This is a genomic window from Bradyrhizobium sp. SZCCHNR1098, assembly GCF_032489375.1.
Lineage (GTDB): Bacteria > Pseudomonadota > Alphaproteobacteria > Rhizobiales > Xanthobacteraceae > Bradyrhizobium.
The window spans coordinates 1-23721 of the sequence record NZ_JAUEXY010000002.1; the positions used below are offsets into that span (position 1 = coordinate 1).

General features: G+C 64.1%; 12 protein-coding genes and 1 pseudogene. 10 read left to right on the forward strand and 3 right to left on the reverse strand.

Annotated features, from left to right (window positions below; genetic code table 11):
• The 6 genes and pseudogenes from QX135_RS04265 to QX135_RS32420 all read left to right on the forward strand — a co-directional run.
• The coding region (locus QX135_RS04265) for a thioester reductase domain-containing protein (RefSeq protein WP_315775867.1) at positions 1–1402 on the forward strand (1402 nt) is incomplete at its 5' end.
• Positions 1403–1418: 16 nt separating this feature from the next.
• Positions 1419–2840: a glycosyltransferase gene (locus QX135_RS04270; RefSeq protein WP_315782099.1), complete on the forward strand. Its 1422-nt coding sequence runs from the start codon at positions 1419–1421 to the stop codon at positions 2838–2840.
• A 168-nt stretch (positions 2841–3008) separates the two neighbouring features.
• Positions 3009–4220 (forward strand): efflux RND transporter periplasmic adaptor subunit, encoded by a 1212-nt coding sequence (locus tag QX135_RS04275; RefSeq protein ID WP_315738709.1) that lies wholly within the window; start codon positions 3009–3011, stop codon positions 4218–4220.
• A 1-nt stretch (position 4221) separates the two neighbouring features.
• On the forward strand, positions 4222–7350 hold the full coding sequence (locus tag QX135_RS04280; protein ID WP_316233964.1) for an efflux RND transporter permease subunit: 3129 nt from the start codon (positions 4222–4224) through the stop codon (positions 7348–7350).
• 7 nt (positions 7351–7357) lie between these two features.
• Positions 7358–8057, forward strand: a pseudogene (locus QX135_RS04285) (DUF932 domain-containing protein); the annotation flags it as partial.
• A gap of 1932 nt (positions 8058–9989) precedes the next feature.
• Positions 9990–10280 carry a hypothetical protein gene (locus tag QX135_RS32420; RefSeq protein WP_410053217.1) on the forward strand — a complete coding sequence of 97 codons (291 nt, stop codon included), beginning with the start codon at positions 9990–9992 and terminating at the stop codon, positions 10278–10280.
• A gap of 45 nt (positions 10281–10325) precedes the next feature.
• On the opposite strand, the gene QX135_RS04295 is transcribed toward QX135_RS32420, so the two are convergent.
• The 3 genes from QX135_RS04295 to QX135_RS04305 form a co-directional block, all read right to left on the reverse strand.
• The gene (locus QX135_RS04295; protein ID WP_316233965.1) at positions 10326–10985 is read right to left on the reverse strand and encodes a DUF4399 domain-containing protein; all 660 of its coding nucleotides are present in this window, start codon (positions 10983–10985) and stop codon (positions 10326–10328) included.
• A gap of 289 nt (positions 10986–11274) precedes the next feature.
• A complete protein-coding gene (locus tag QX135_RS04300; RefSeq protein ID WP_316233966.1) occupies positions 11275–12795 on the reverse strand; it encodes a formylglycine-generating enzyme family protein in 1521 nt (506 codons plus the stop codon).
• Positions 12796–12829: 34 nt separating this feature from the next.
• Positions 12830–17884 (reverse strand): helicase, encoded by a 5055-nt coding sequence (locus QX135_RS04305; protein ID WP_316233967.1) that lies wholly within the window; start codon positions 17882–17884, stop codon positions 12830–12832.
• A gap of 449 nt (positions 17885–18333) precedes the next feature.
• Between QX135_RS04305 and QX135_RS04310 the strand changes: the two genes are divergently transcribed.
• From QX135_RS04310 to QX135_RS04325, 4 genes are all read left to right on the forward strand, one after another.
• Complete coding sequence (locus QX135_RS04310; RefSeq protein ID WP_315775874.1) at positions 18334–18570, forward strand: hypothetical protein; 237 nt, start codon at positions 18334–18336, stop codon at positions 18568–18570.
• A 454-nt stretch (positions 18571–19024) separates the two neighbouring features.
• Entirely contained in the window at positions 19025–20641 is a 1617-nt protein-coding gene (locus QX135_RS04315; RefSeq protein ID WP_315796635.1) for a porin, read from the forward strand.
• Between the two features lie 137 nt (positions 20642–20778).
• Positions 20779–23136, forward strand: coding sequence for a type II secretion system secretin GspD (gene gspD, locus QX135_RS04320; protein WP_316177214.1), 2358 nt, complete (start codon positions 20779–20781; stop codon positions 23134–23136).
• Entirely contained in the window at positions 23133–23660 is a 528-nt protein-coding gene (locus QX135_RS04325; protein ID WP_316177212.1) for a tetratricopeptide repeat protein, read from the forward strand. The genes gspD and QX135_RS04325 overlap by 4 nt, the downstream gene beginning before the upstream one ends.
• Positions 23661–23721: the final 61 nt, after the last annotated feature.

Genomic DNA, 23721 nt, shown 5'->3' on the forward strand with positions numbered 1-23721 from the left:
GTTTGCCGAGACCCTCGGGCTCGAGCGCGTCGGGATCCATGACAACTTCTTCGATCTCGGCGGCCATTCGCTGCTCGCCATCCGTCTTGGCCGCCGCATCCGCGACGAGATCCAGCCGGACTTCCCGATCACGGCGGTCTATGCGACGCCCATCGTCCGGGACCTCGCAGCGCAGCTCGATCTCGACGGACCTTCGGAGGGGCCGCTGGACTTGTCCCGCGACATTCTCCTGCCGACGCACATCAGGCTGATCGGCGGGCGCGCGCCGCAGAAGCCCAAACGCATTTTCCTGACGGGCGCCACCGGCTTCGTCGGCAGTCATCTTCTCTCCACGCTGATCCAGGAGACGGACGCGCAAATCGCCTGCCACGTTCGCGCCCCAGATCGGCAATCGGCCGAAGCCCGTTTGCGGCAGGCGCTCGATAAGCGAAAGCTTTCGGCGTGTTGGGACGAGGATCGTATCGAGGTTCTGACCGGAAATCTCGGACATCCGGCTCTCGGACTCGATGAGAGGGGTGTCCGCATTGTGCGAGACGAGTGCGAAGCGATCTATCATTGCGGCGCGAGCGTCGAATTCCTCCATCACTATGCTGCGATAAAACCCGCCAATGTGGACAGCGTCCTCACGCTGCTCGATTGGACCGTGAGTGGACGACCAAAGCGGCTGCACTACGTTTCCACCCTTGCGGTGATCGACAAATATCAGTCTGGGCCGGTGTCGGAGCAGACTGATCTGACCTCGTGGCAGGGTCTCGCGAGCGGCTATAGCCAAAGCAAGTGGGTCGGCGACACGCTCGTCCGGCAGGCGCAGCTTCGCGGCCTGCCGCTGTCGATCTATCGCCTCAGCAGCGTCACTGGTGATCGCGCGAACGGAATCTGCAACGAAACGGATCTGATCTGGCGCCTTGTCCGGCTCTATGCGGAACTTGGCGCGATTCCCGACCTGGACCTGATGTTGAACATGACGCCGGCCGATGACGTCGCGCGAGCGATCGTCCGGCTCGCGGGCAGGGAAGCGTCCTGGGGAAGCGTCTATCATCTCATGAACCGTGAGCCAATTGATGTGCGGGAGGTCCCACGGATCTTTCGCCGGCTCGGCCTTCGGCTCGACCTCGTGCCGCTCGATCAATGGATCGACATTGGACGACGGCGGCTTGCCGAAACACAGGACGATGATCTCGCAGCCGTCCTGTCGATCGTGTCAAAGGAGGACACGTCGCGATCGCACCCGGAAATTACCTCGGACTTCACGCAGGAACACTTGGCTGCGGTGGGCGCGGCGATCGCTCCGGTCAGCGCGGCCCTTCTCGAACGCTATTTTGTCAATCTGCGGCTCGCAGGAACTGTGTCCGATGCGGTTGCCAGAAACGGCGAAATGAACAGCGATCGGTTGGTGGGTTAGGATAGGAGAGCACAACATGGCGCGGTTTCTCATCGCGGTCACCGCGCTACCCGGTCACGTATTTCCCTTGTTGGCCGTTGCCCAACTCCTCGTTGGTCGCGGCCACGAGGTCGTCGTATATAGCGGGAGCCTGTTCAGAGAGCGAGTGGAGGCGACCGGCGCGCGCTTCGTCGCGTTTCGCCCGGAAATCGACGTCGATTATCGGAAGCTCGACGAGCGCTTTCCCGAACGCCGCAAGATTGCACCTGGCCCCGCTCAGCTCTGCTTCGGATTGAAGCACATCTTTGCGGATGCAATGCCGCATCAGGCCGCCGGGATACGCGACTTGCGCCGCGACTTTCCTTTCGATGCGATCATCACCGATACGATGTTCTGCGGGACCTTTCCGCTCGTGCTCGGGCCGCCGGAAAAAAGAGCCCCGATCGTCGCGCTCGGGATCACCGCTCTCGCCTTGTCGAGCGCGGACACCGCATTCTTCGGCACCGCGCTCCCGCCATCCATCACGCCAGCCGATCGCGCGCGCAATGCTGCAATGAACAGCCACCTGCAACAAGCGATCTTCGGCTCGGTGCAGCAATACTTCAACGATGTCCTGGTGAAGAACGGGGCGCGCCCTCTGCCGGCATTTCTGTTCGATAGCATGATCACGCTGCCGGATCTGTATTTGCAGCTTACGGCCAAGGAGTTCGAATATTCGCGTGGCAAGATGCCAGACAGCATCCGCTTCGTCGGACCGCTGCTGCCACCGCCATCGATCGGCTTCCACCCGCCGCCTTGGTGGGACGACGTCGACAAAGCGGGTCCGATCGTACTCGTCACGCAAGGCACTCTCGCAAACGGCGATCTTGGGCAGCTTGTCGGACCAACTCTGACGGCCCTGGCGAACGAGGAACTGACGGTGATCGCATGCACCGGCGGCCCACCAGTCGAATCGATCCCGGTGGTGTTGCAGCCCAATGCGAAGGCGGTGACATTCCTGCCGTTCGACCGCCTGCTCCCGAAGGTGAGCGTCATGGTGACCAATGGCGGTTATGGCGCCGTCAATCACGCGCTCAGTCTCGGTGTGCCGTTGGTGGTTGCCGGGGATAGTGAGGAAAAACCGGAAATCGCTGCGCGGGTCGCGTGGGCAGGCGCCGGCATCAATCTTGGAACCGGCCGGCCATCCGCCTCGCAGATTCGCGAGGCGGTCCGCGCCGTGCTCACCAAGCCGCAATACCGACGCGGTGCGCAAGCGTTACGCACCGCGTTCGTCCGCCACAACGCTCGTGACGAGATTGCGGAACTGGTCGAACGGCTTGCGGCGGGCGGATCGTCGGCCAGCTCTCAGGGAAATCCGCGTCACAGGTTCGACCCTGTCGGTACTCCTGCGGAGGCCGCCAGCCGCCGGACGATCGACGTCGACGCTGGTTTGATACGCGGGACGTTGGGAACGGTTTGATCCGTCCTGATCCTCGAACGGCGTACGCCATACTCATTCGAAAAGCGGTCGATCGCGGATGCTGACGCCGGCCGTCGGATTCACATCATGCCGGCTTCGCGGTCGGATCCAAAGGAAGGTAGTCGGGTGAAAAGGCCGGTGTTAAGGTTCGCTTGGATCGCCCTCCTAGTGCTCGCCGTCACGGTCTGCGTCTACATCTTCGCTGTGATCGGCGCGGGGCGCCAGCAGGCCGAAGCGGTCGCAACGCAAATCTCCGATCCGCGACGGGACGCAGCCGAGCGCCCGGGGGCCGCACCGATCGCCACGACGCTCGCCCGAGCCGTACGGCATTCGATCACCGAGACACTCGCGGTGACCGGATCCCTCGTGGCCCGAGAGGAGGATGTTGTCGGTGCGGAAGTCGACGGGTTACGTATCGTCGAGATGCTGGCCGACGTCGGCGATCGCGTCGAAGAAGGGCAGGTGCTCGCTCGCCTCGACAGCACGATGCTCCGGACACAGCTCGCGCAAAACACCGCGATGATCGCGATAACCCAAGCGTCGGTCGCGCAGATGAACGCGTCGTTGACGGAGATGCAAGCCAACGAAGCGGAAGCGGCGGAGACGTTGAAACGCACGCAAACCTTGAACGCGACCGGCGCGATATCTCCAGCGCAACTCCTGACGCGTGAGACCCAGGCCAAGGTCGCCGCGGCAAAGTCCGCTGCCGCTGCGGAGAATTTGCGCATGGCCGAAGCCCAGGAAGCGTTTGCGGAGGCGCAGCGTGGCGAGATCGAGCTGAAAATCGCGCGAACCGAACTGAAGGCGCCGTCTGCGGGGATTATCTCGCACCGCGCCGCCCGCCTGGGCGCGGTGGCCGGCACGGGGGGCGAACCTCTATTCCGGCTCGTCCGCAACGGTCAAATCGAATTCGATGCCGAGGTTCCGGAAACGGTGCTCCCACAGATCGAGCCAAGCCAAGACGTCGAGGTTTGGCTGCCCGGCGTCAGCGAGGCCGTCATCGGCCATGTGCGGCTGGTCGATCCCACTGTAGACAAATCGAGCCGTCTCGGCCGCGTCGCGGTCGCGCTCCCGCCGCATACGGCCATGAGGGCCGGTGTTTTTGCCCGCGGCAGCATTACAATCGGCAAGCGACAAGCCATCACTGTGCCGTTGTCCGCCGTGAGCTTCAGCAAGAATGGCACCTATGTTCAGCTTGCGACCAACGATGTCGTCGAAATCCGCAATGTCCAGACCGGCCTCAAACGCGGCACCCGTGTCGAAATTGTCGACGGGCTGATCGAAGGTCAGGAGGTCGTCGTTCGAGCCGCCGCTTTTGTCAGGCCAGGCGAACGGATCTTGCCGGTCCGCAGCGATGCCGGACCAGGGCGGGCAGATTGATATGGCCCTCAACATCTCCGCCTGGTCGATTCGTAAGCCTATTCCGTCATTGGTGTTGTTTGGCGTCCTGATCGTGCTCGGCGCGGTCAGCCTGAAGACCCTGCCGATAACGCAGATGCCCAACATCGACATCCCCATCGTGACCGTCACGATCGCCCAGACCGGCGCTGCGCCGAGTGAGCTGGAAACGCAGGTCACTAAGAACGTAGAGAATGCGGCGACCGGGGTCGTCGGGGTCAAGCACGTCACGTCGAGCATCTCTGACGGGGTCTCCGTGACGACCGTCGAGTTTCAACTGGGGACGCCGGCGGACCGTGCGGTCAACGACGTCCGCAATGCGATGGCTAACATCCGGTCGGAGTTGCCGCAGAGCATCGAGGAACCCTCGATACAGCGGGTGGAGGTCGAAGGGATGGCAATCGTTACCTATGCCGTGTCGATTCCCTCTTGGACGACCGAGCAGGTGTCCTGGTTCGTCGATGACGTCATCACGGGGGCGCTTCAGGGCGTTCGGGGCGTCGCGCAGGTCAAGCGTGCGGGCGGCGCCGATCGTGAAATCCGGGTGTCGCTGCTGCCCGACCGGCTGATCGCACTTGGCATCACCGCGGCGGACGTGAACTCGCAACTGCGAGCGACCAATGTCGATCTCACCGGCGGGCGCGGTGAAGTGGGGTCGGGAGAGCAAACCATACGGATGCTCGCGGGGGCCGCGACGATCGACGGACTGACCAATAGCGCGATCGTGCTGCCGGGCGGTCGAAGGGCTGCGTTGAAGGAGATTGCCACGGTCACCGATGGCGCAGCCGAAGCACGCAGCTTTGCTCGCCTCAATGGGAGTCCGGTGGTCGCCTTCGGTGTCTTTCGTGCAAAGGGCTTCTCCGACGTGGCCGTCGCGGAGGCGGTCGCGAAGAAGTTGCAGGCGCTCACCAACGAGCATCCCGACCTGTCTGTGTCCGAGATCGACAGCACGGTGCGCTATACCAAGTCCGATTATAGAGCCACCATGCAGACGTTGGCCGAAGGCGCAATCCTCGCGGTCATCGTCGTATTGATTTTTCTGCGCGACCTTCGAGCGACGGCGATTTCCGTGCTCGCGATACCACTGTCAATACTTCCGACCTTCTGGGCGATGGACCTCATCGGGTTTTCGCTGAACGCCGTTAGTCTGCTTGCGATCACGCTGGTCACCGGCATCCTGGTCGATGATGCGATCGTCGAGATCGAGAACATCGTCCGGCACATCCGGATGGGCAAATCACCCTATCGCGCCGCGCTCCAGGCGGCCGACGAGATCGGGCTCGCGGTCGTCGCGACGACCATGACCATCGTCGCCATGTTCGTGCCGGTCAGCTTCATGGGCGGCATCGCCGGTCAATACTTCAAGCAGTTCGGCCTCACGGTCGCAATTGCAGTGGCGTTTTCTCTGCTGGTCGCAAGGCTGATAACGCCGCTACTGGCGGCATATTTCCTTCGCGACCGTCAGCACCATGCCGAAGGGCACGGAGTGATCATGCGGCACTATCTTCGCATGCTCGAATGGTCGCTTCGCCACCGCTTCGTCACGCTCGCGCTTGCGGCGCTGGTCTTCCTGGGCTCGCTAATGGTCGCAGGATCCTTACCGCTTGGCTTTCTGCCGACCAATGACCTGTCGCGTTCGGTTCTCCAGATCGAGCTGCCACCGGGCTCGACGATCGCGGATACCGCGGCCGCCGCGGACCGCATCACGGCCCTGCTCGCGAAACGGCCAGAAGTCAGGAGCGTCTATGTCACCGGCGGCGCCGCCGGCGCCAACGGGCTGAGCGTCACCGCCGGTGACGTCCGCAAGGCCACCATCATCGTCGAGCTCGTTGCGCGCAGGAACCGGTCGCACGACCAGAAGGCATTCGAGCACGACATGCGCGCGACGCTCAGCGCGATCGCGGACATACGTTACAGCTTCGGCAATGGCGGCGGCGGACGCGAGTTCACGCTGATCCTTTCCGGACCCGATGGCGCCGCAGTTGAGCAGGCGGCGCTCGCGGTGGAGCGGGACGTCCGGCAGAACGTCTCCGTTCTCGCGAATGTCGTCTCGACTGTGGCTCTTGCCCGGCCGGAGATTCGCATCTTGCCAAGGCTGGAGGAGGCTGCCGATCTCGGAATCTCCGGGACGCAGATCGCCGAAGTTGCACGGATTGCGATGATCGGAGATACATCCGCAAATCTGGCGAAGTTCTCGGCCATCGACCGGCAAGTACCGATCCGCGTGCAACTCGACGAGCGGGCGCGGGGCGATCTATCGACCCTCGATATGCTGCGAATCAGGGCCAAGAACGGCACCGTACCGTTGGCCACGGTCGCCGACGTCGGCTTCGGCGAGGGGCCGACGACCATCGAACGCTATGACAGCAGGCGTCGCGTCGCGATCCAGGCCGATCTCGTCGGAAACACCCCGCTCGGCGAGGCGATCGAGCAGGTTATGGCGCTGCCCTCGGCGCGAAACTTGCCAGCCGGTGTGACGATCGCAAGGTTCGGCGATTCAGAGATCATGGAAGAAGTTTTTTCGAGTTTTTCGCTCGCGATCGCTGCAGGCGTACTCATGGTGCTCTCCGTCCTCGTTCTTCTCTTCGCCGACGCGATGCATCCGATCACCATTATCTTCTCCATGCCGCTTTCGATCGGCGGAGCGTTCCTTGCGCTGCTTCTGACCGGCAATGCCATCAACCTCTCGGCCATTATCGGCTTCCTCATGCTGATGGGAATCGTAACGAAGAACGCGATCCTGCTGGTGGACCTCGCAATCACCGAGGTGGCGAGCGGTGTGGAGCGCACGAAGGCGTTGATCGAAGCCGGCCGCAAGCGCGCTCAGCCCGTGATCATGACCACAGCGGCTATGACCGCAGGCATGGTCCCTTCTGCATTGGGAGTCGGCGAAGGCGGCGCATTCCGTTCCCCCATGGCGGTCGCATTGATTGGCGGGCTGCTCGCCTCGACCTTTCTCAGCCTCGTATTCGTGCCGGCCGCCTTTACGATCATGGACGACGTCGGCCGGATTTTAAGCAGAAAGCTTTCGCGCTTTGTCGGGCCGAAGGATGAAATGAAGCTCGACGAGGGTGACCCGGCCTCACCACGCAGATCGTCTGCACGGCATTGATCGGCTTGAACTCGTTGCCGCCGTTGTGCAGATCGCCGGCAATGGCACCGGTGACACACGATGGAAAGTGCCGGGCGTGCTGGACTGGTCGAGCATGAGCCATAATCCCTTCGTGGACGTGACCAAGGATACGACCACGCTCTATGCCAGTGATCGCGACGTGTTCCTGTTTCTGGTCGACGACACCAATCCAATCGAGGCGGGACGGCTGCCGGACGGCTCGCCCGATGTCTATTTCCGGGGCTTCTACTGTTGGAACAGTGAGGTCGGGAGCAAGACGCTTGGCATAGCGAGCTTCTATCTGCGCGCCGTCTGCATGAAACGCAATCTCTGGGGCGTGGAGAACTTTGATCACCATCCGGCATTCGAAGTTCGCCGCGCAGCGGTTTGCGCATGAAGCTGCACCGGCATTGACGAGTTTTGCCAATTCCTCGCCCGCGCCGTTTGTCGCTGGTATTGCAGCCGCACGGCAGCGGATCGTTGCTCGCACGGATGAGGACCGGGAGAGCTTTCTGCGCAAGAATGGCTTTTCCAAAGCCGAGACATCGAAGGTCATTGAAGCCGTTCTTGGCGAGGAGAACCGCAAGCCGGAGAGCATCTTCGACTTCGTGCAGGGCATCACCGCCGTGGCCCGAAGCAAGGCGCATCAGGACGGAAGACTCGAGCTCGAAAGCAAGGCCAGGCGCCTGATGGAGCGTGCCGCCTGAGCACAAGCCGCGCAACCGGTTGACACCGGTTGCGCGGCCGTCTGCACGCACGGTCTTCAGCGCTGCCGCTCCCGCAAGCCGAACCGGCGGCGCGGCCGCGTGCACACGGCCGGGGGCTCGCCGGTCCTTCAGCCCGGCTCGCGAGAGCATAAATCGAACAGTCGATCACAGATACGACTTCCAGGCGGACGAACGATTCGTCCGACGTTTCTGGATCGCGCTGGTTTGCCAATTTCGCGAGATCATGGGCTTAGTGCGCATCCTGCACGGAACAATATCGCCAACGACGTCGGCATGCAGTGGCGAGCTTGGTGCTGACGTCTGGCCGAAAATCGACTGACAACCGACATCTGATTTGCCGTGGGTGGGCAGAAAGTCAGGCGGCGTGCGTCAGTTGCCACGCGTTGGAAGCGGCTTCATCCTTGGCCCCGCGGCGCCGAATCGTCTTGGTCCAATTTATCAGGCTGACGATTCCCAGGATCGATCGGCCGCTGCGAGCCGCGATCGGTCTGCAGCGGGACTGCCGAGATAGTCTCATTGCTATACGGGGGTAGGAATATGCTCGCCCGATCGTAATGCAAAGAGCCTCCACGAACGTCGCACTCGGAAGGCAGTTTGTTGGCAGCGCAACTGTAGCCATATCGACTTGCCGACCGCAGGACTTAAGCGATTTGTCCGCTGAGATCTGGCTGATCCACAAGCCCCGGAAGAGGACGAGAAGCCAAGCCAAGGATCAAGGAAGGAAGGGAAGGGAGATTTCACACCCTATGCACCCCTGGTGCAGGTCTGAAGCGAGATGATAGTCGCAATTGAACGATATCACCCGCCAACCGATGATGGTGCGCTCTCGCCACGGAAATCGATCTGCCTGCTAACTCTTTGCGGCTCGACCGTAAGCCTCTTAGCAATGATCTGACAGAAATCTTTGCCGAAAGATCAGGTGAGAAGAGGGCAGGGTCTGATGGCAAGATAAAAGCGGCTCGCCTGTTGATCAGCAAGCCATTGACATGGCTAGCGTTCAACCGTGCTCGTTCGGTCGAGCTGAGTGCCGCAATCGAGCTTTTTGTCAGCAAAGTGAAAGGCGATTTCGGCACTGATCGTAGTCTAGCGAACTCCGGCGAAAAACTCGGTGGAGCTACGCAACGAGTGCAGGATCTGCGACTCGGAGTGCGGGTTGACCGATCAATCGTGTTGCGCCGTCGTATCTCGGAGCCTTGGCCGATGCGTTCCGCCGCCGCGGCCGGAATGAAATCTTGGTCGTTTCCTTCGGGGGATCACTCGGGTCAGACGGTGCTACTGCTGCCGACCTCGGCCTCCTGTGCGGGCCTATCGGTCTCAGCTCCTTATCGCTCCAGCCAAAAGCCAGGGGCATGATACCAGACCCGTTCGGAATCTTGCGGACGATGGGTTCCCGCGGTGGAGTGCCCGGATCGGGACATTCACCGTGTTCGCGCTCTCGAGTGCGCTCTTCAGCCGGCGGCTGGCGTCCTCATCGCGGCCATTTTTGCAGGGGTAGATGCTGACCCCACCGGTGGACGAGGCGTCGAAAGAAGTGCCGCGGCGGACCACGCGCAGCAGGAAGCCGGACCAATCCTCGGTGGTCAGCGGGAGGAGCAGCCGGCCGTTCTCGGCGAGGCCATCGAGCCATCGCGCCGTGGTATGCGTGCAGCCCGCGAACACGATCACGAAGCGCGTGCGACGTCTGCGCAACTGGCCCCGTGGAATCCCGGGCGGCGACATCGGCGACGACATGGTCGACGAGCGTGTCGGCGCGTCCCCGCGTCTGCAGGGCGAGGTCGGCGCGGCTAACGAGCATTCGCGGGGGTGTGCCGGCTGCCGGGGAGGGCGGCGAGGATCCCTTTCGCTTTGCGCAGGGACCAATGCGCTGAGCAGCGGCTCGGAAGAGGTCACCGGGAGTTTGAGCCGGACTACATGTTCGGCAGGATGGGCGTTGACGCCAAGGTCGGTGGTGCCGCAATCCCAGGCTGGACCGTTACGGCTCTGGTGTTCATTCCATTCGCGGCTGGTTATTTCCTGTCGTACCTGTTCCGGACGATCAATGGCGTGGTCTCCCAGCGCCTCGCCTCCGAGCTCGGACCGATGCTGATGATCGCTCTTGGCGCTCGCCGAGGCGAAGCAAGCCACGCGTCTGGAGGTCGTATCAATAGAGCCGAGCCGGACAAATGCAGCGCTGCGGTTGGAGGCTTCGGCACGTCGCGATGAACTGATGTGCCGGCCGAACCGGCTCCATGGGGGAGCGGCGGAGGTTCATTTCGCACCCGACAGGAAGCTCTTGATGAAATCGACGGCTCCCGCCGATTTTGCCGGATCGGGCGGCGGCGCTTCGGCGGCCGACGGTTGCGCCGCCTGACGCGCGGTGTGCGCGTGAAGATGCCGCGTCCGCCGGTGGGCGTGAGTGGCGCTCCGCCCGTGCCTCTGCGAAGCACTGCTCACGGTGATCGTGATCTTCTTCGATACCAGCGGCGGATCGAAGTTGAAGTGCATGCCGTCGCCCAGGACGAGCTGCAGGGTATGCTTGCCGGGGGGCAGCTCGATCAGAGCCTCGGTCTCGCCCGCGCCGTAGTGCAGGTGCTTTCTGTCCTGCGGAATCGGCTCGCCCGGGCTGATCGGCTCATCGGCGTCGATCAGGAGGTGATGATGGCCGGTATTGGCAAAGGCGTCACCGGCATGGGTCACGCCCATGTTGCGAAGTCCGAAGCGGCACCAGAACGCGCTCTTCACGGTGTCGCCGTCGGTTGGCGTGATGAAATACAGGTAGGCGTCCTTCGGCGTCGTTTTCGCCTGCGCCCATGCGAAAGGCGGCAACAGCGCCAGCGTGCAGGCCAACACGGTGGACCCGAGCGTCGCGACTGGGGCGAGACGACGTCGTCGCCAGGGCGTCAGATCCAATAGCGGCGCGCGACGCATAGATTTCTCACTCCACATAAATCCCCAACTCATAAACAACGACGATCATCGATCGCAAATATCGAACGGTGTAGCCGGTCCATGAATGGGACGTAGCGCGGCAAATTTGAGGTTTCGATCGGTCTCGTCCTACGATTCCCGATAAGAATTTGAATAAAGAGGCTCGGCAGAACAGGCGATCCTGCGGATCTGCGACGCTGGTGTTCGCTGTGGTGCGAGACATTTGCGGGCGCAGGCCCGGCATCGGCGTCGACGGCACGCTGGCCTGGCTCAGCATACAGCGGCCGCATCAGAGCGAAAGAGCGAGGCGAAAGCCATGGGTCGGATACCTGACGCGCCCATCATAGCGATCGCGGCTCCCGCTGCGGGCATAGCTCGCATCCTTCTTCCATGAACCCGAGCGAATGACATGGACGAAGCTCTGCTCGTCGATCCATGCCGAGCCATCGGACGGCGCGCCCTGATAGCTCTTGTGCCAGCTGTCGGCCACCCATTGGTCGACGCTCCCGCCCATGTCGAACAGGCCAAACGGATTGGCCGCAAAGCTTCCGACCTTCATGAGCTGCGCGGGCGCGCCGGGCTCGTTGCATCCGTTGCAATTGGCCATGCCGGAGCGCATCTGGTCGCCCCACCAGAACGCCGTCGTTGCGCCGCCGCGCGCGGCATATTCCCATTCGGCCTCGGTCGGGAGCCGGAACGGCTTGCCGACGGCCCGCGAGAGCCAAGCCAGATAGCCCCTGGCGTCGTCGTAGCCGACATTTGTCACGGGGTTGTCGTCCGGGCCGCTCATCACGTCGGCGCATGCCCTGTCAGCCACGCACGCCTTCCACTCGCCAATCGTGACGGGGTATTTGCCGAGCGCGAACGGCTTGATCGTGACGCGGTGGACCGGAAGCTCGGAGCGCTCGACGCCGCCCATCGCGAATTCCCCTCCTGGAATCATCACCATGTCAGGCAGGCGAATCGCCGCTGCCTCCGCCGGCCCTGGGGTCGCAGTCGACTCTGCCGCCGGCGCAGTCTCGGGAGCGGTCGCAGCGCTTGCCGACGCGAGCAGGGTGGGCGCCTCGAGCGGCGCGGTTTCCGCGGAACGCGAGAGCGTTGCAGTGTCCGAGGGCGCGTCCGGCATCGGCGCCGGGGCGGGGGCGGTCGCGGCCGACATGGCCTCTGCCGTGACGACGCGCACCGAACTCTCGACGCTTGCGCGGCTCGACTCGGCCACGGAGGCCTCGGCGGCTTGCGGCTGTGTTGGCGGGGGAGCGGCCGGCTCCCGCGCCAGCATGAACCAGCTAGCGGCGGCAGCGAGCAACAATGCGCCGAGGCCGGCCGCCGCAGCGCGGGTCCAGACCAGCGGCCTGCGCTCCGCCCTCGCCGCGGCCGCACGAAGCGTCGTGGCCAGCTTGTCGTAGCCGTGCGCCTGCCAGATCTCCGCGCGGCTGCGCGCCTCGTTCGGGGCGTATTGAGCGATCGAGACGCCGGGAATGCTGCAGACGACCCGTCCCGCCTGTCCGCCACCGGGAGCGGTGGCCTCGACCTCGGCCGCATCGCATCGTGCGGCGAGCGATTGCTTCAAGGGGCCGCACATCATCAACAACAGTCCGCCGTCGCCCCTGCTGCGGCGCTCCTGGATCTCGGGGCAGGCGACCTGCTCGTCGACACTGTGGAAACTGAGCGGGCGCAGCGTGTTCATCGCCACCCGCACGATCCGGCCGCACTGCTCGCAAGGCACCGGATAGGTCACGGCGGTCAGCGGTCGCTCGTCTCGATCGGTGGCCGGCGCCTGCGCTGGCGCGACGACGTCGATGCCGATCATCGGACACCTTTCGTGCGCCGGCCTTGCCGCCGAGTCATTGGCCCCAGGCGGCAAACGCATCCTTGAATGCACGCTCACCGTCCGCTCCCTTCTCGATCGCCAGCACCGCCCGGCTGCCGCCATTGTAGACGATCGGGATGTCGATCCAGTCCTTGCCCTTGAGCAGCAACACGTTCCGCTTCATGTCGACATCACCCGCCGACAGCGCGATCATGAAGAACTCTGGCGTCACTTTGGCGGTCATGGTGGTCAACGGGGTCCCGCGGCCCGCTTCCTTGGGCTTCATGCTGACGCCCTTCAAAGTCTCCACCCCGACGTGAGACGGATCGTCCGGCCAGTTGAACTTGATCTCCATGATGTGGCTCGCTGGCATTTCGGTTTCCTTATTTGGACGCAGCGACAACGTCGCCTTCATCCTCTTGTCGATCTCCACATCGCCTTTGATCGATGCCGGCACCGCTCCTGCCTCAGGCTCGACATGCCAGGTTACCTTCCCGAGATAGCGCTTGCCGTTCGGATCCTGCGGATCCTCCTGATACAGCACGGCGTGGGATACCATCGTCGCGGTCGCGTTCCCCGTGGTGATCGCATCGCCGCCTGCACCGCCCCTGACGTCGGGCGTGATCCGATCCGCGGTGACCTTGCGGGGCTCGGTGCCGGCCGGTAGCGCGGCGGCCGGCGAGGCCGCATTCCAGGAGACCGGGAGTCGGTTCAAGACCGTCTGCCAGGACGTCGTGATCCGGCTCGCCGCCGGCTGCCAGTAGATCGATGCGCCAACCACCGCGACCGCCAAGCCGGCGGCAGCGGCCATCATGTGCCGGCGGAGCGAGCGGTGTGGACGCCTCGCTCCATGATCAGGCCGCGGACGCCGACCCGGCGACAGCGCGCGATGATCGATACGGACAGCGGCAGGCTCCGACTCGGCTTGACCGAGTGTCATCGTCTCGGACGTTTCCACCTCGTGGGCGAGCACGGCCACTCGTGCGACGGCGACATCGTCCGCCGGCGACCTTGCAGCCTGCGCAAAACGATCGGCCACGGGCGGCTCATTCTCCGCGATTTCGACCGGCGCTGCGGGCGCGACGGACGCTGGCGGCGCAGAGGCGAGCGTATCAGACGACGAGGCGGCAGGCGTTTCGTCGGTCGCGACCTCACGCGCCCCGCGCCGCGATGGGCGTGCATCGATGCCGGCGCCTGTCCTGTTGCTCAGCCAATCCGGCACCGGACTCTCGATCGAGATGGCCGGCTCGTCGCGTTGCTCCGACAGCCGGGCCATCGACAGGCTTTCGGCCACCGTGGCGATCTCGTCTTCCAGCGAATAGGCGCGGCGCGTCAGGGATTGCGCAGATGCAGGGTGATCCGCCGCCGTGCCAGCAGCGGGTCCCGTGGCGGCCGGATGCATACCGGTTGCCGGCTGTGCCGATGGCTGCGATGAGCCGACGGCTGCAAGCGCGACCGGATCGACCCGGCGAGCGTGCTCCCGAAGTCTGATCATCCGGTCGGGAAACAGCATCTTGATGAAATCGCAGAGCGCTGCGCCCGGCAGCAGGAACTGGCGCATGGCAGCCGGACCGCTGCGCAGGATGCTGCGTGCGATGGTTTCGATGTCGTGCTCACCTTGCGCGACGTGCTCGCCGGTCTGCCGATCGTCCTCGATGACGACGACCTTGCGGGCCCGGAGCATCGCAGTGAGTTCGCGCAGATCGGATTGCGAGGCATCGTCGATGACGACGAGATCAAATGCGCCGAGCCGGGCCGGTAGCCGCTCGGCCACGCGCCATGCCGGCACGAGCTGGCATGGGATGCCTTCGTAGCAGCTCTCGAGTGCCTCGCGTGTAACCTGACGCAACCGGCATGCGGTGGGGCCGGAACAGGTCGCTGCCATTTTTCGCAGCGTGGTCATGAACACGGTGAGGGCCTGCCTCATGGCGCTGCCGGTGTTCTGTACCAGGCCGAGATGCATCCGTGCCACGACCACCTGGCCGAACAGCTCGCGCAGTCGCATCTCCATAGCCGCGCGCTGGTCGGACAGATCTCGCAAGCGCTGATGCTGACCGATGGCTTCGTTCTGCCGCATCAGCACCGCCCAGTTCCAGGCCATCATCCAATCTGCAACGAGCACCGGATCGCCGGTCTGCGGATGTGCCGGCTCGGTCCTGAGCCGACGGGCGAAGGCATCTGCTCCGGCCTCGGTCATCGCTCGGCAGACCTCGTCGAGCAACTCGAGATCCTGGCGCCGGTCGTGCAGCGACTTCAGCCGGGTGCGAAGGGTGGTCCAGCGCGTCTCGATGTCGCGCGGCTCGACACCATCGCAGCCGATCTGCGACAGCACGTCGGCATGAGCCAGCGTTGTGAGCTTACCGCTGCCGCGAAACAGCCCGTTCAGCCGGGTGAGCTCCAGCCGCTGCTTGGTGATGCGGAGAGCCATGCTCCTCACCGCAGCTGCCAGCGCAGAAAGTCGTCGGCCGTCAGCGAGCAATCCGGCGATCGCGTCGTCCGGCATCGACAGCTTCGGTGCGGCGGTGAGAACATTGCGCTTCGCCAGCGCCGCCAGCACGATCGCGGCCTCGACGCTTTTGACGACGCGCTCGTGACCGTGAAACGTATGAGAGGAGTCCGGCTCAGGCGTAGGCGCACCGATTTCGGCCGCCAGCGATCGCCATCTGGCGTCGAGCGAATGCAGGTGACGACGCCAGGTCAGATAGTCGCGAACATGGCCCCAGTCGGCCGCGCCTTTCGGCGCGAAGCCAGCCACCCTGATCGCCTCCACGGTCTGCTTCAACGCACGGCCGGACAGGGAGAATGCCGCGAGCGGCCTTGCTCCGGCCGACAGCCGTTCGACAATCGTGAGCAGTTCCTGGCTGGCGAAGGCGTCCGCCGGCGTTTCCACCGGCCGAACCAGGAAGCCGACACGTTGCGACAGCAGGGACGACGCATCGCGGGCAAAATCGATGAGGATGCCATCGTCAACCGACATTGCATCGGCCTTGCGGCCGACCGGCGACAGCGCTGCGAGCCAGGGCTCGTCGGCAATGACGCGGTGGGCCGCCGCGAGCGCGTCGAGGTCGCCGGCGAGCAAGTCCGCTCCGTCCGGCCCGAGCTCCGCGATGATCTGGCAGGCAAGCCGGCCGTCATGGCTTTCGCCGTCGATCCGCGCCGGCTGCAGGTCCTCGTGCAGACGTCTCACGGTCGCTGCGTCCGGCAGGGCCGCGATTTCCGGGAGCGCGTCGTCGACATATGCGAGATCGGCACCCAGCCGAACACGCGCCTCACGGGCCTGCTCGACCGCCGCAACCAGAAGGTCGCTCTCACTCACGAATCGTGACGGCTGATCGGTGAACCAGGCATAGGCGTCGCGGTCGGCGATCAGCGTCGTCAACGCGTCGAACGGCAGGTCGGGGACACCGGATGACCGCAGCATGCTGCGGCTGGCGACGTCTGCGAACGCATCATCGAGACGTGATATCTCGACGCCGGTCGCGATGATGTCGCGCTCCAGCCGATTGACCTGTTCCGCCTGCGCGCGCGGGTTCGTGGTCTTGAGGATCGACAGCAGCCGGCTGACGACTGTCTCTGCATGCTTCAAGACGTCCTTGTCGGAGCCGGTCAGATCGACGGTCAGATCACGGACGGCGCGCGGCAGCTTCTCGGACAACAGTCCGAGTGCAGCCTCGTTGCGCGAGACGACGAGAACGCGCAGGCCCATTGCGAGGTGATGGCAAACCAGGTTGACGAGGGTGGACGTGCGCTCGGACCCGCGCGCGCCTTGCACGACAAGTCCGTCCGATCGCCGGAGCTGTCGCACGATCTCCATCTGGTCGGAGTTCGTCGGCAGCGGAAAGAACAGGTCGCCGTGATCCGCCGCGATCTGCGCATCCGGCCCGACGTCGATCGGGTCACCGATCGCGCCGGATAGACGACGGCGCGCGCCGTCATGGGCTTCGTGGTCCGGCGCGCCAAGCAGGAGGCGAGACAGTGCGGCCAGGCAGCAAGCGTCGCCGGGCGCGTATTCGATCGCTCGCTTCAGTCGGTCGATGTCGCGCAACAGCAGTGCGTCCGAGCGCGGCCGCGCAAAGATCACCCAGCGATCGGAGACGACCAGTTGCTCGTCCTCCTCGGGAAGCAGCAACGCGGAGTCGGGCATGGTGGGACAGTAGATCCCATGCGGGTCGAGCTGTGAGCCGATGGCGCTGAGAACCGGCTCGAAGCTGGCGGGCTGGAATGGCGAAAGCTCGTTGCCGCGCTCGATCGTCTCGAGCAACTGCTCGGCCGTTTGCCCCGCCAAGCCGGCCGCTGATGTCAGCGGTTCGAACGCCTTGAGATTGGCCGTCGCGCCGACCATGCGGGGCCGGATTCTGATTTCGGTGTCGGAGCCATCGAGGACCTCGATCTCGACCAGGCGTTCGAGCAGCGGCAGATCCAGCTCGCGGCCTTGTCGCCGCCAGCGTGACACGCCAACGCCCCACACGATTTCGCAGCTGCCATCGTTGCCTCCGGCTCCCGCCACGCGAGCCATCTCGCGCAATCGCTGGTGAACCGCGATGGTCTTGCGGCGTGGCCGCTCGGCCGCGGCCCAATTGGCCCACGAGCCGGCGAGATAGCGGTCCAGACGCTCGACGATGTCCGGGCGCTGCTCAAGATGCAATCGCACGCTCCAGAGCCCGGCGGCCACCCCCGGGCCGTTCGCCGGCGAGCAGTGCTCGGCGCGTGCGTGACCGGCCGCGATCAGCAGGTCTTTTTCCGCCGCGTGCACCGTGATCGTCACGCGCTGCCGAACCAGAGGGCGACGGTCCGGATCGGCGGACACGTCGATCCACATCGCCAGGTCGTACTCGACGGCGGGAGGATCGGTGGCGACCAGGCGTTCGATGGAGAGCCACACGGGGCCATCAGCATCGAACGTGTTGTAGGTAATGCCGGGCAGCTTCTCCAGCTCATGCTGATGAAACACGAAGCATTGTCCGCCCGCAAGCCGATGGTCAGACAGGCGCGCGACCGCACGTGCATCGCGCAGGATCATCTCGGTGAGATATCCAAGAACATTCTGCAACGGTCCGGCCGCCGGCTCCAACCGATGGACAGCGTTCATAGTGCCTCTCCGATGATAGCGGCGACCAAGCGAAGCAATCGGTTCACCCTCAACTCCCGTCCTGACGTTCGTCCCGCTTTGCAGAAAATTCCGTCACGCGCGTCGAAGAAGATGGACGTATCTGACTATTCACGATCCCGATGTGGCCAGGCGACGTCTTTCGTCGACGGCATTCGAGGGAATACTGAAGCCAACGTCAGATAGACCGCACTAACTGGCGAATAGTAGCGTCACGCAATGCGGCGTAATGATGGGAGCTAGTCCGGGCGTGTCGTCGGTCCTGAAAATTGCGCCAACTGATTTGTTATCATTTCGAGAACCGCCGCTGTCGGTTCGCGTAACCGGTTTAGAATCCCTTTAAAGAAGCCGAGCGTCTTTCCGGTTTGACTGCCTTGATCGGAAACGGCTGGTATTCGCGTGCGTAGATGCGGCATCTCCATGAGAGAAGCATGCGGCGTCTTGCCGCAATCTCAGTCGCGATCACTTGCGGTTTTTCGTCGGATTCCATCGCTTCGTCCGAGCTGCGCCATCGCGCCAACGCAATTTCTTTCGGAGTAGGGCCGTCGCTGACGAAGTGTGACATCGCTTATTACTTCGCGATGCAAAGGCATGAATGCAGCTCTACGCTGCGCTACTCAGCGCTTCGCACGCCGGACATGAACCCAGCAGCAATTATCAATGACTGAAAACACTTAGCCAGATCTCGGCAGGGTCCGAGCGATTGGTAGGCCCAGCCGCGCCTCTGCCGCGCAACGAGCGCCGCCCAAGTGCTGACACGCGAGCATCCCCGACGAGCCCAAGTATCGACATCGCGGGCTTCTAGCGCGAATGGCTCGCAGTCGCGCACGAATTCTGTGCTCACGGCGGCGCGGGCGAAGGGGATGCACGTCCGCGCATCATCATGGGGAGGTTTGACTGATGGTCTTGATTAGCTGCAGCGGAAGGCGCGCAGATTGCTCCGCGTCTTCACACGACGGCGCTTTGAGTATTGGCAAAGGCGGCGGCCCGCTTCGCGGCCGCGACCGACTCCTGCCATCTCTGCTTGCCGCGGTATCGACATTGGCGTTGAGCGCGGCAGCAGCCCAGGCGGCCGAAGCCGGTTCGGCGCGGTCCACGGACGGGGCAGCCGTCAAAGCGCTGATGGCGAAGCTCGAGTCCATGGAGCAGCGCATCAACAGCCTTCAAGTCGAGCTCAAGGACGCCAAGGCAAAGAAGACGACCAGCGTCGGGCAGTCCGCATCACTTGCATCCCGCCGCCCGTCCGATCCGATGCCTCTGATCGGCGCCAAGGACGCGCGTGCCGGCGGCGCGAAGGCATCCGACAACGCACAGGCTGCATCCAGGCTGCCGGTCGGCAATGCCATGGCGCTCGCCGACCCGAAGGACGTCAAGGCCAGTGGATCGAAGGCGGCTGATGCCGCACCATCGTCGTCCCCGGCATCACGGCTCGCGGCAGCGTTCGCCGATTCGGATTCCAAGCCGCGATTTCTCCCAGCAGCCGATCTGAAAGCGCCTGCGCCGCAGCCCAGCAGAGACCTGTTCGGTGCCGCGCCGTCGCCGGTCCCCGGCATGAAGATCGGCATGTACGGCGAGATCAAGTTCGGCTCGGTGCAAAATCCCGCAGCTAACGGTCAGTGGCAGAACGGCTTCGACATGGCCCGCCTGGTCTTGCTGCCGACCTATCAGGTCAATGACTCCATCACCTTCAACGCGGAGCTGGAATGGGAGCATGGCGGCATCGCGTTCGACAATGACGACAAGCTCCACGGTGCGGTCGAGGTCGAGCAGGCCTTCTTCGACATCAAGTTCAACGACCACTTCACCCTGCGCTCTCCGGGTATCGACCTGATCCCGATCTCCTTCACCAACCTGTATCACGAGCCGACGCTATTCTACAGCGTGCATCGGCCGGAGCTCGCCAACGGCCTGATCCCGACGACGTGGTATGCGCCATCGGCAGGATTTCATGGCAAGATCATCGATGGCTTGAACTACCAGTTCCAGGTCAGCCAGAGCGCGGAGGACTTCGGTGACGGATTCGATCATCGCGGCGACAATGGCCACATCAATCCGGGCGGCTATGAAGGCGGCATCAGCGGCTCGGAAGCGCTCGCACTGTCGCGAGCGCCGATCGGCGACTATCGGCAGCTGAGCAACGAGCTCGCCTATACGCTCCGGCTGAGCTACACGCCATCGTTCCTCCCCGGCTTTGCCGGAAGCTCGGCGATCTATTATTCGCCGAACGTCACGCCGCGGGGCGCCTATGCGACGCTGCCGGACGGCAGCGAGGTGCCGCTCGGCAAGAACGCGATGACGATCTTCAATACCGAGGCTCGCTATCGCGTTCCGAACACCGGGCTGGAGCTGCGGGCTGAATATGCCCACGTAAACTTCTCCAATCCGGAGAACCTCCGCGCCAACAATGATCTCGTCGACGACAACAACGTCGGCAAGAACATGTGGGGCTATTCCGGCGAGATCGCCTACCACTTCAGGGCGCCGAACGACTACGACATCGTGCCGTTCTACCGCTATACCCGACAGAATTTCCAGACGTCGGGCATGCTCGGCTCCGATCTCACCAACGGCCTGAACAACATCACGGGCAGCGGTGACATGACGTTCCACGATGTCGGCATTGCCGTGTTTCCCAATCCGAGCCTTGTCTACAAGCTGAACTACACCAAGGTGATCGATCACAGCGCGGCGGGGGCGATGTCCGATCGGGTTCTCGCGGGCGTCGGCTGGCTCTGGTAGCCGACCGACGCGCGCAGGGGCCGCGGCCTGACGGCAGCGGCGTCTCCTCGCGAGACACAGGTTGGAGGACCCGGGCGGAAAGCAGCCGCTCTCCGCCCGGGCGTGCCTCGAAACGAAGAACGGACTCGGCAGATCGGGTGGGCGGGCGAGTGGTTGAGATTGCTGATTTGAGCGCAGGTTGGCTGCGATGCCGCACGCTCGCAACGCTGGTCATGACGTCGATCGCGTTGGCGGGCTGCAACCCGGCGACGCTCGGCAGCGATAGCCGCGGTGATGACGTGCTTGACAAGGTGGGCCGGATCGACCTTTCGCCGCGCTATCCCAGGCAGGCGATGCCGGAGCAGTCGCCGGCGGCGCGGCGCGCCCGTGCCGAAATCTATGGTGGCAACGACGATGCACGAGATGCCAGGGATGCGCGAGCGGAAGCGCCGGCCGCGGGCTCGCTTCCGATCCAGCAGGTGGCGGCGCATTCGCAGCCGGTTGGCAACGGGTTCGAGCTGAACTTCGAGAATACGCCGATCGCGACGGTGGCCAAGGTCGTGCTCGGCGACGTCCTCGGCGTCGGCTACACCATCGATCCAAGGATCCAGGGAACGGTCAGCCTGTCCTCGGTGCGCCCGGTCCCGAAATCGGACGTTGCCTACGTGCTCGAGAACGCGCTCCGGCTCTCGGGGACGGCGCTGGTTCGCGACAACTCCGGATACCGGCTGATTCCGCTCGGCGACGCGGTCGGCGCCGGCAACGTCGATCCCGCCGGAGGCTCGGCAGAGCCCGGCTACGGCATCTCCGTGCTGCCGCTGCAATATGTCTCCGCCCCGACACTGCTGAAGCTGCTCGACAGCTTTGCGCTCAAGCCGGGCACGGTGCGGGCCGATCCGGGCCGCAACCTGCTGCTGATTCAGGGGACCGGCGCCGAGCGCCGCACCGCGATCGATGCCGCGCTGAGCTTCGATGCGGACTGGATGCGGGGACAGTCGGTCGGGATCTTTCCGATCGTCAATGGCAATCCCGAGCCGATCGTCGCCGAGCTCGAGAAGATCATGGACACCGGCGATAGCGGGCTCGGCCAGAACATGGTCAAGTTCCAGACGGTCAGCCGGATGAACGCCGTCATGGTCATCAGCCGCAAGCCGGCGCTGCTGCACACGGCGGAGACCTGGATCAAGCGGCTGGATGCCGGAAACACGCTGCGCAACAGCGTGCATGTCTACCGTGTCAAGTATGGCGAGGCGCGCCAGATGGCGCGGGTGCTGAATGACATGTTCACCGGAAACGCGGGCAGCGCGGCCGAAGCGTCGTCCTCGGACCTCGCTCCTGGGTCTGGAGCATCGTCGAGCTCGAGCAGCGAGCGGCTCTCGGCCGCCGGCACGACGGCACAGTCGGGCGGCTTCGCGAGCCAGCAGCAGGGCAACGCCGGCCTTGTCGCCAACCGCGGCTTCGGCGGGGCGCCGCCGCCGACCCAGGCCGGCCTTGATACGGGATCGGAATCGCGCGCATCGGGTTCGGGCGGCAAGCCGCTCATGGAGGGCGTGCGGATCACGCCCGACGTCGTCAACAACACGCTTCTCATCTACGCGGACAGGGAAAACTACCGGCTGATCGAAGCCACCCTGCGTCAGTGCGATCGTCCGCAGCTGCAGGTCGCAATCGACGCGACGATCGCCGAAGTCACGCTCAACGATTCGCTGAACTACGGCGTGCAGGCCTATCTCACCAGCAAGAATCTCGGCCTGAAGCCCGACCAGGGGTCAGCGCTCAACACCACCTCGACATCGGCGCCGGCAACGGTTGCCTCGGCCGCGGGAACGATCACCAACGCCTTTCTTAGCCGCGCTTTCCCCGGGTTCAATTTCCTGGTCGGGTCGGAATCCCAGCCGAGCGCGATCCTGAGCGCGTTGCATACGGTCACCGACGTCAAGGTGCTGTCCAACCCATCGCTGGTGGTGATCGACAACCAGGCGGCGACTTTGCAGGTCGGCGATCAGGTGCCGGTGTCGACCGGCAGCGCGACGGTGCTCACGACAAACAACACGGTCGTCAACACGATCGATTACCGCAACACCGGAATCATCCTGCGGGTCGCTCCGCGGGTCAACGAGAACGGCAACGTCCGGCTGGAGATCGAGCAGGAGATCAGCAACGTCTCGCCGCAGACCGCCAACAGCCTCACGCCGACGGTTGCGCAGCGCAAGGTGAAGAGTTCGGTCGCAGTCGCCAGCGGCCAGACCGTCCTGCTGGCCGGTCTCATCAGCGAGACCCATCAGGGCACCCGCAGTGGCATTCCGGGGATCGACCAGATCCCGGGCCTCGGCGACCTGTTCAGCAACAACGACCGCAGCCGCGGACGGACCGAGCTGATCATCTTCATTCGCCCCCAGATCATCCGCGACGGGACCGACGCCCATTACGTCGCCGAGGAGCTGCGCTCCAAGCTGCGCGGCACGATCAGGCCTGTCTCGACAAGTGCGCTTCAGACTCCGCGGGTCAATCGATGATGCGGCATGCGACAACGGCCTTCGCTGTTCTGGCGCTCGCCTTCGGCATCGCCGCGGCCGACGCGCGGCCGCGCGGAGACGCATGGGCCGCGCTGGCGCGCGGCGATTATGTCAGGGTGGCCGCAGCGTTGGCGCCGATGGCGCAGAGTGGACATCCTCGCGCCATGACCGCGCTCGGCTACATGTATGAAAACGGGTTCGGCGTCCCGCAGTCCTACGAGGCGGCGGTCGATCTCTATATCGGAGCCGCCGAGCGCGGCGATCCGACGGCGCAGCACCTCTTGGGCCTGAGCTACGACAAGGGGTATGGCGTCTGCCAGGACCTCGTGCTGGCCTACAAATGGCTCAATCTTGCAGCGGCCGCAGCGTCCAATCGTCTGCGCGAACCCTATTTGCGAATCCGGGACGCCGTCGCGTTCAAGATGTCGCCCGATCAGATCGCCGACGGCCAGCGGCTCGCGCTCGAATGGCGGCCGACGCAGCCCGGCGGAGGTCGCGCGACCGCATCGATTTCTGGTTTGTAGTTGTTCTAATCAGCTGACCGCAGAAGGGTCATCTTTGGTATCGAGAACGAACTGTTCAGCA

Bases quoted from the DNA above. Each gene is read 5' to 3' on its own strand.
- QX135_RS04270 (WP_315782099.1), top strand. From the start codon at position 1,419: ATGGCGCGGTTTCTCATCGCGGTCACCGCGCTACCCGGTCACGTATTT.
- QX135_RS04280 (WP_316233964.1), top strand. From the start codon at position 4,222: ATGGCCCTCAACATCTCCGCCTGGTCGATTCGTAAGCCTATTCCGTCA.
- QX135_RS32420 (WP_410053217.1), top strand. From the start codon at position 9,990: ATGTTCGGCAGGATGGGCGTTGACGCCAAGGTCGGTGGTGCCGCAATC.
- QX135_RS04295 (WP_316233965.1), bottom strand. From the start codon at position 10,985: ATGCGTCGCGCGCCGCTATTGGATCTGACGCCCTGGCGACGACGTCGT.
- QX135_RS04300 (WP_316233966.1), bottom strand. From the start codon at position 12,795: ATGATCGGCATCGACGTCGTCGCGCCAGCGCAGGCGCCGGCCACCGAT.
- QX135_RS04305 (WP_316233967.1), bottom strand. From the start codon at position 17,884: ATGAACGCTGTCCATCGGTTGGAGCCGGCGGCCGGACCGTTGCAGAAT.
- QX135_RS04310 (WP_315775874.1), top strand. From the start codon at position 18,334: ATGCGGCGTCTTGCCGCAATCTCAGTCGCGATCACTTGCGGTTTTTCG.
- QX135_RS04315 (WP_315796635.1), top strand. From the start codon at position 19,025: ATGGCGAAGCTCGAGTCCATGGAGCAGCGCATCAACAGCCTTCAAGTC.
- QX135_RS04325 (WP_316177212.1), top strand. From the start codon at position 23,133: ATGATGCGGCATGCGACAACGGCCTTCGCTGTTCTGGCGCTCGCCTTC.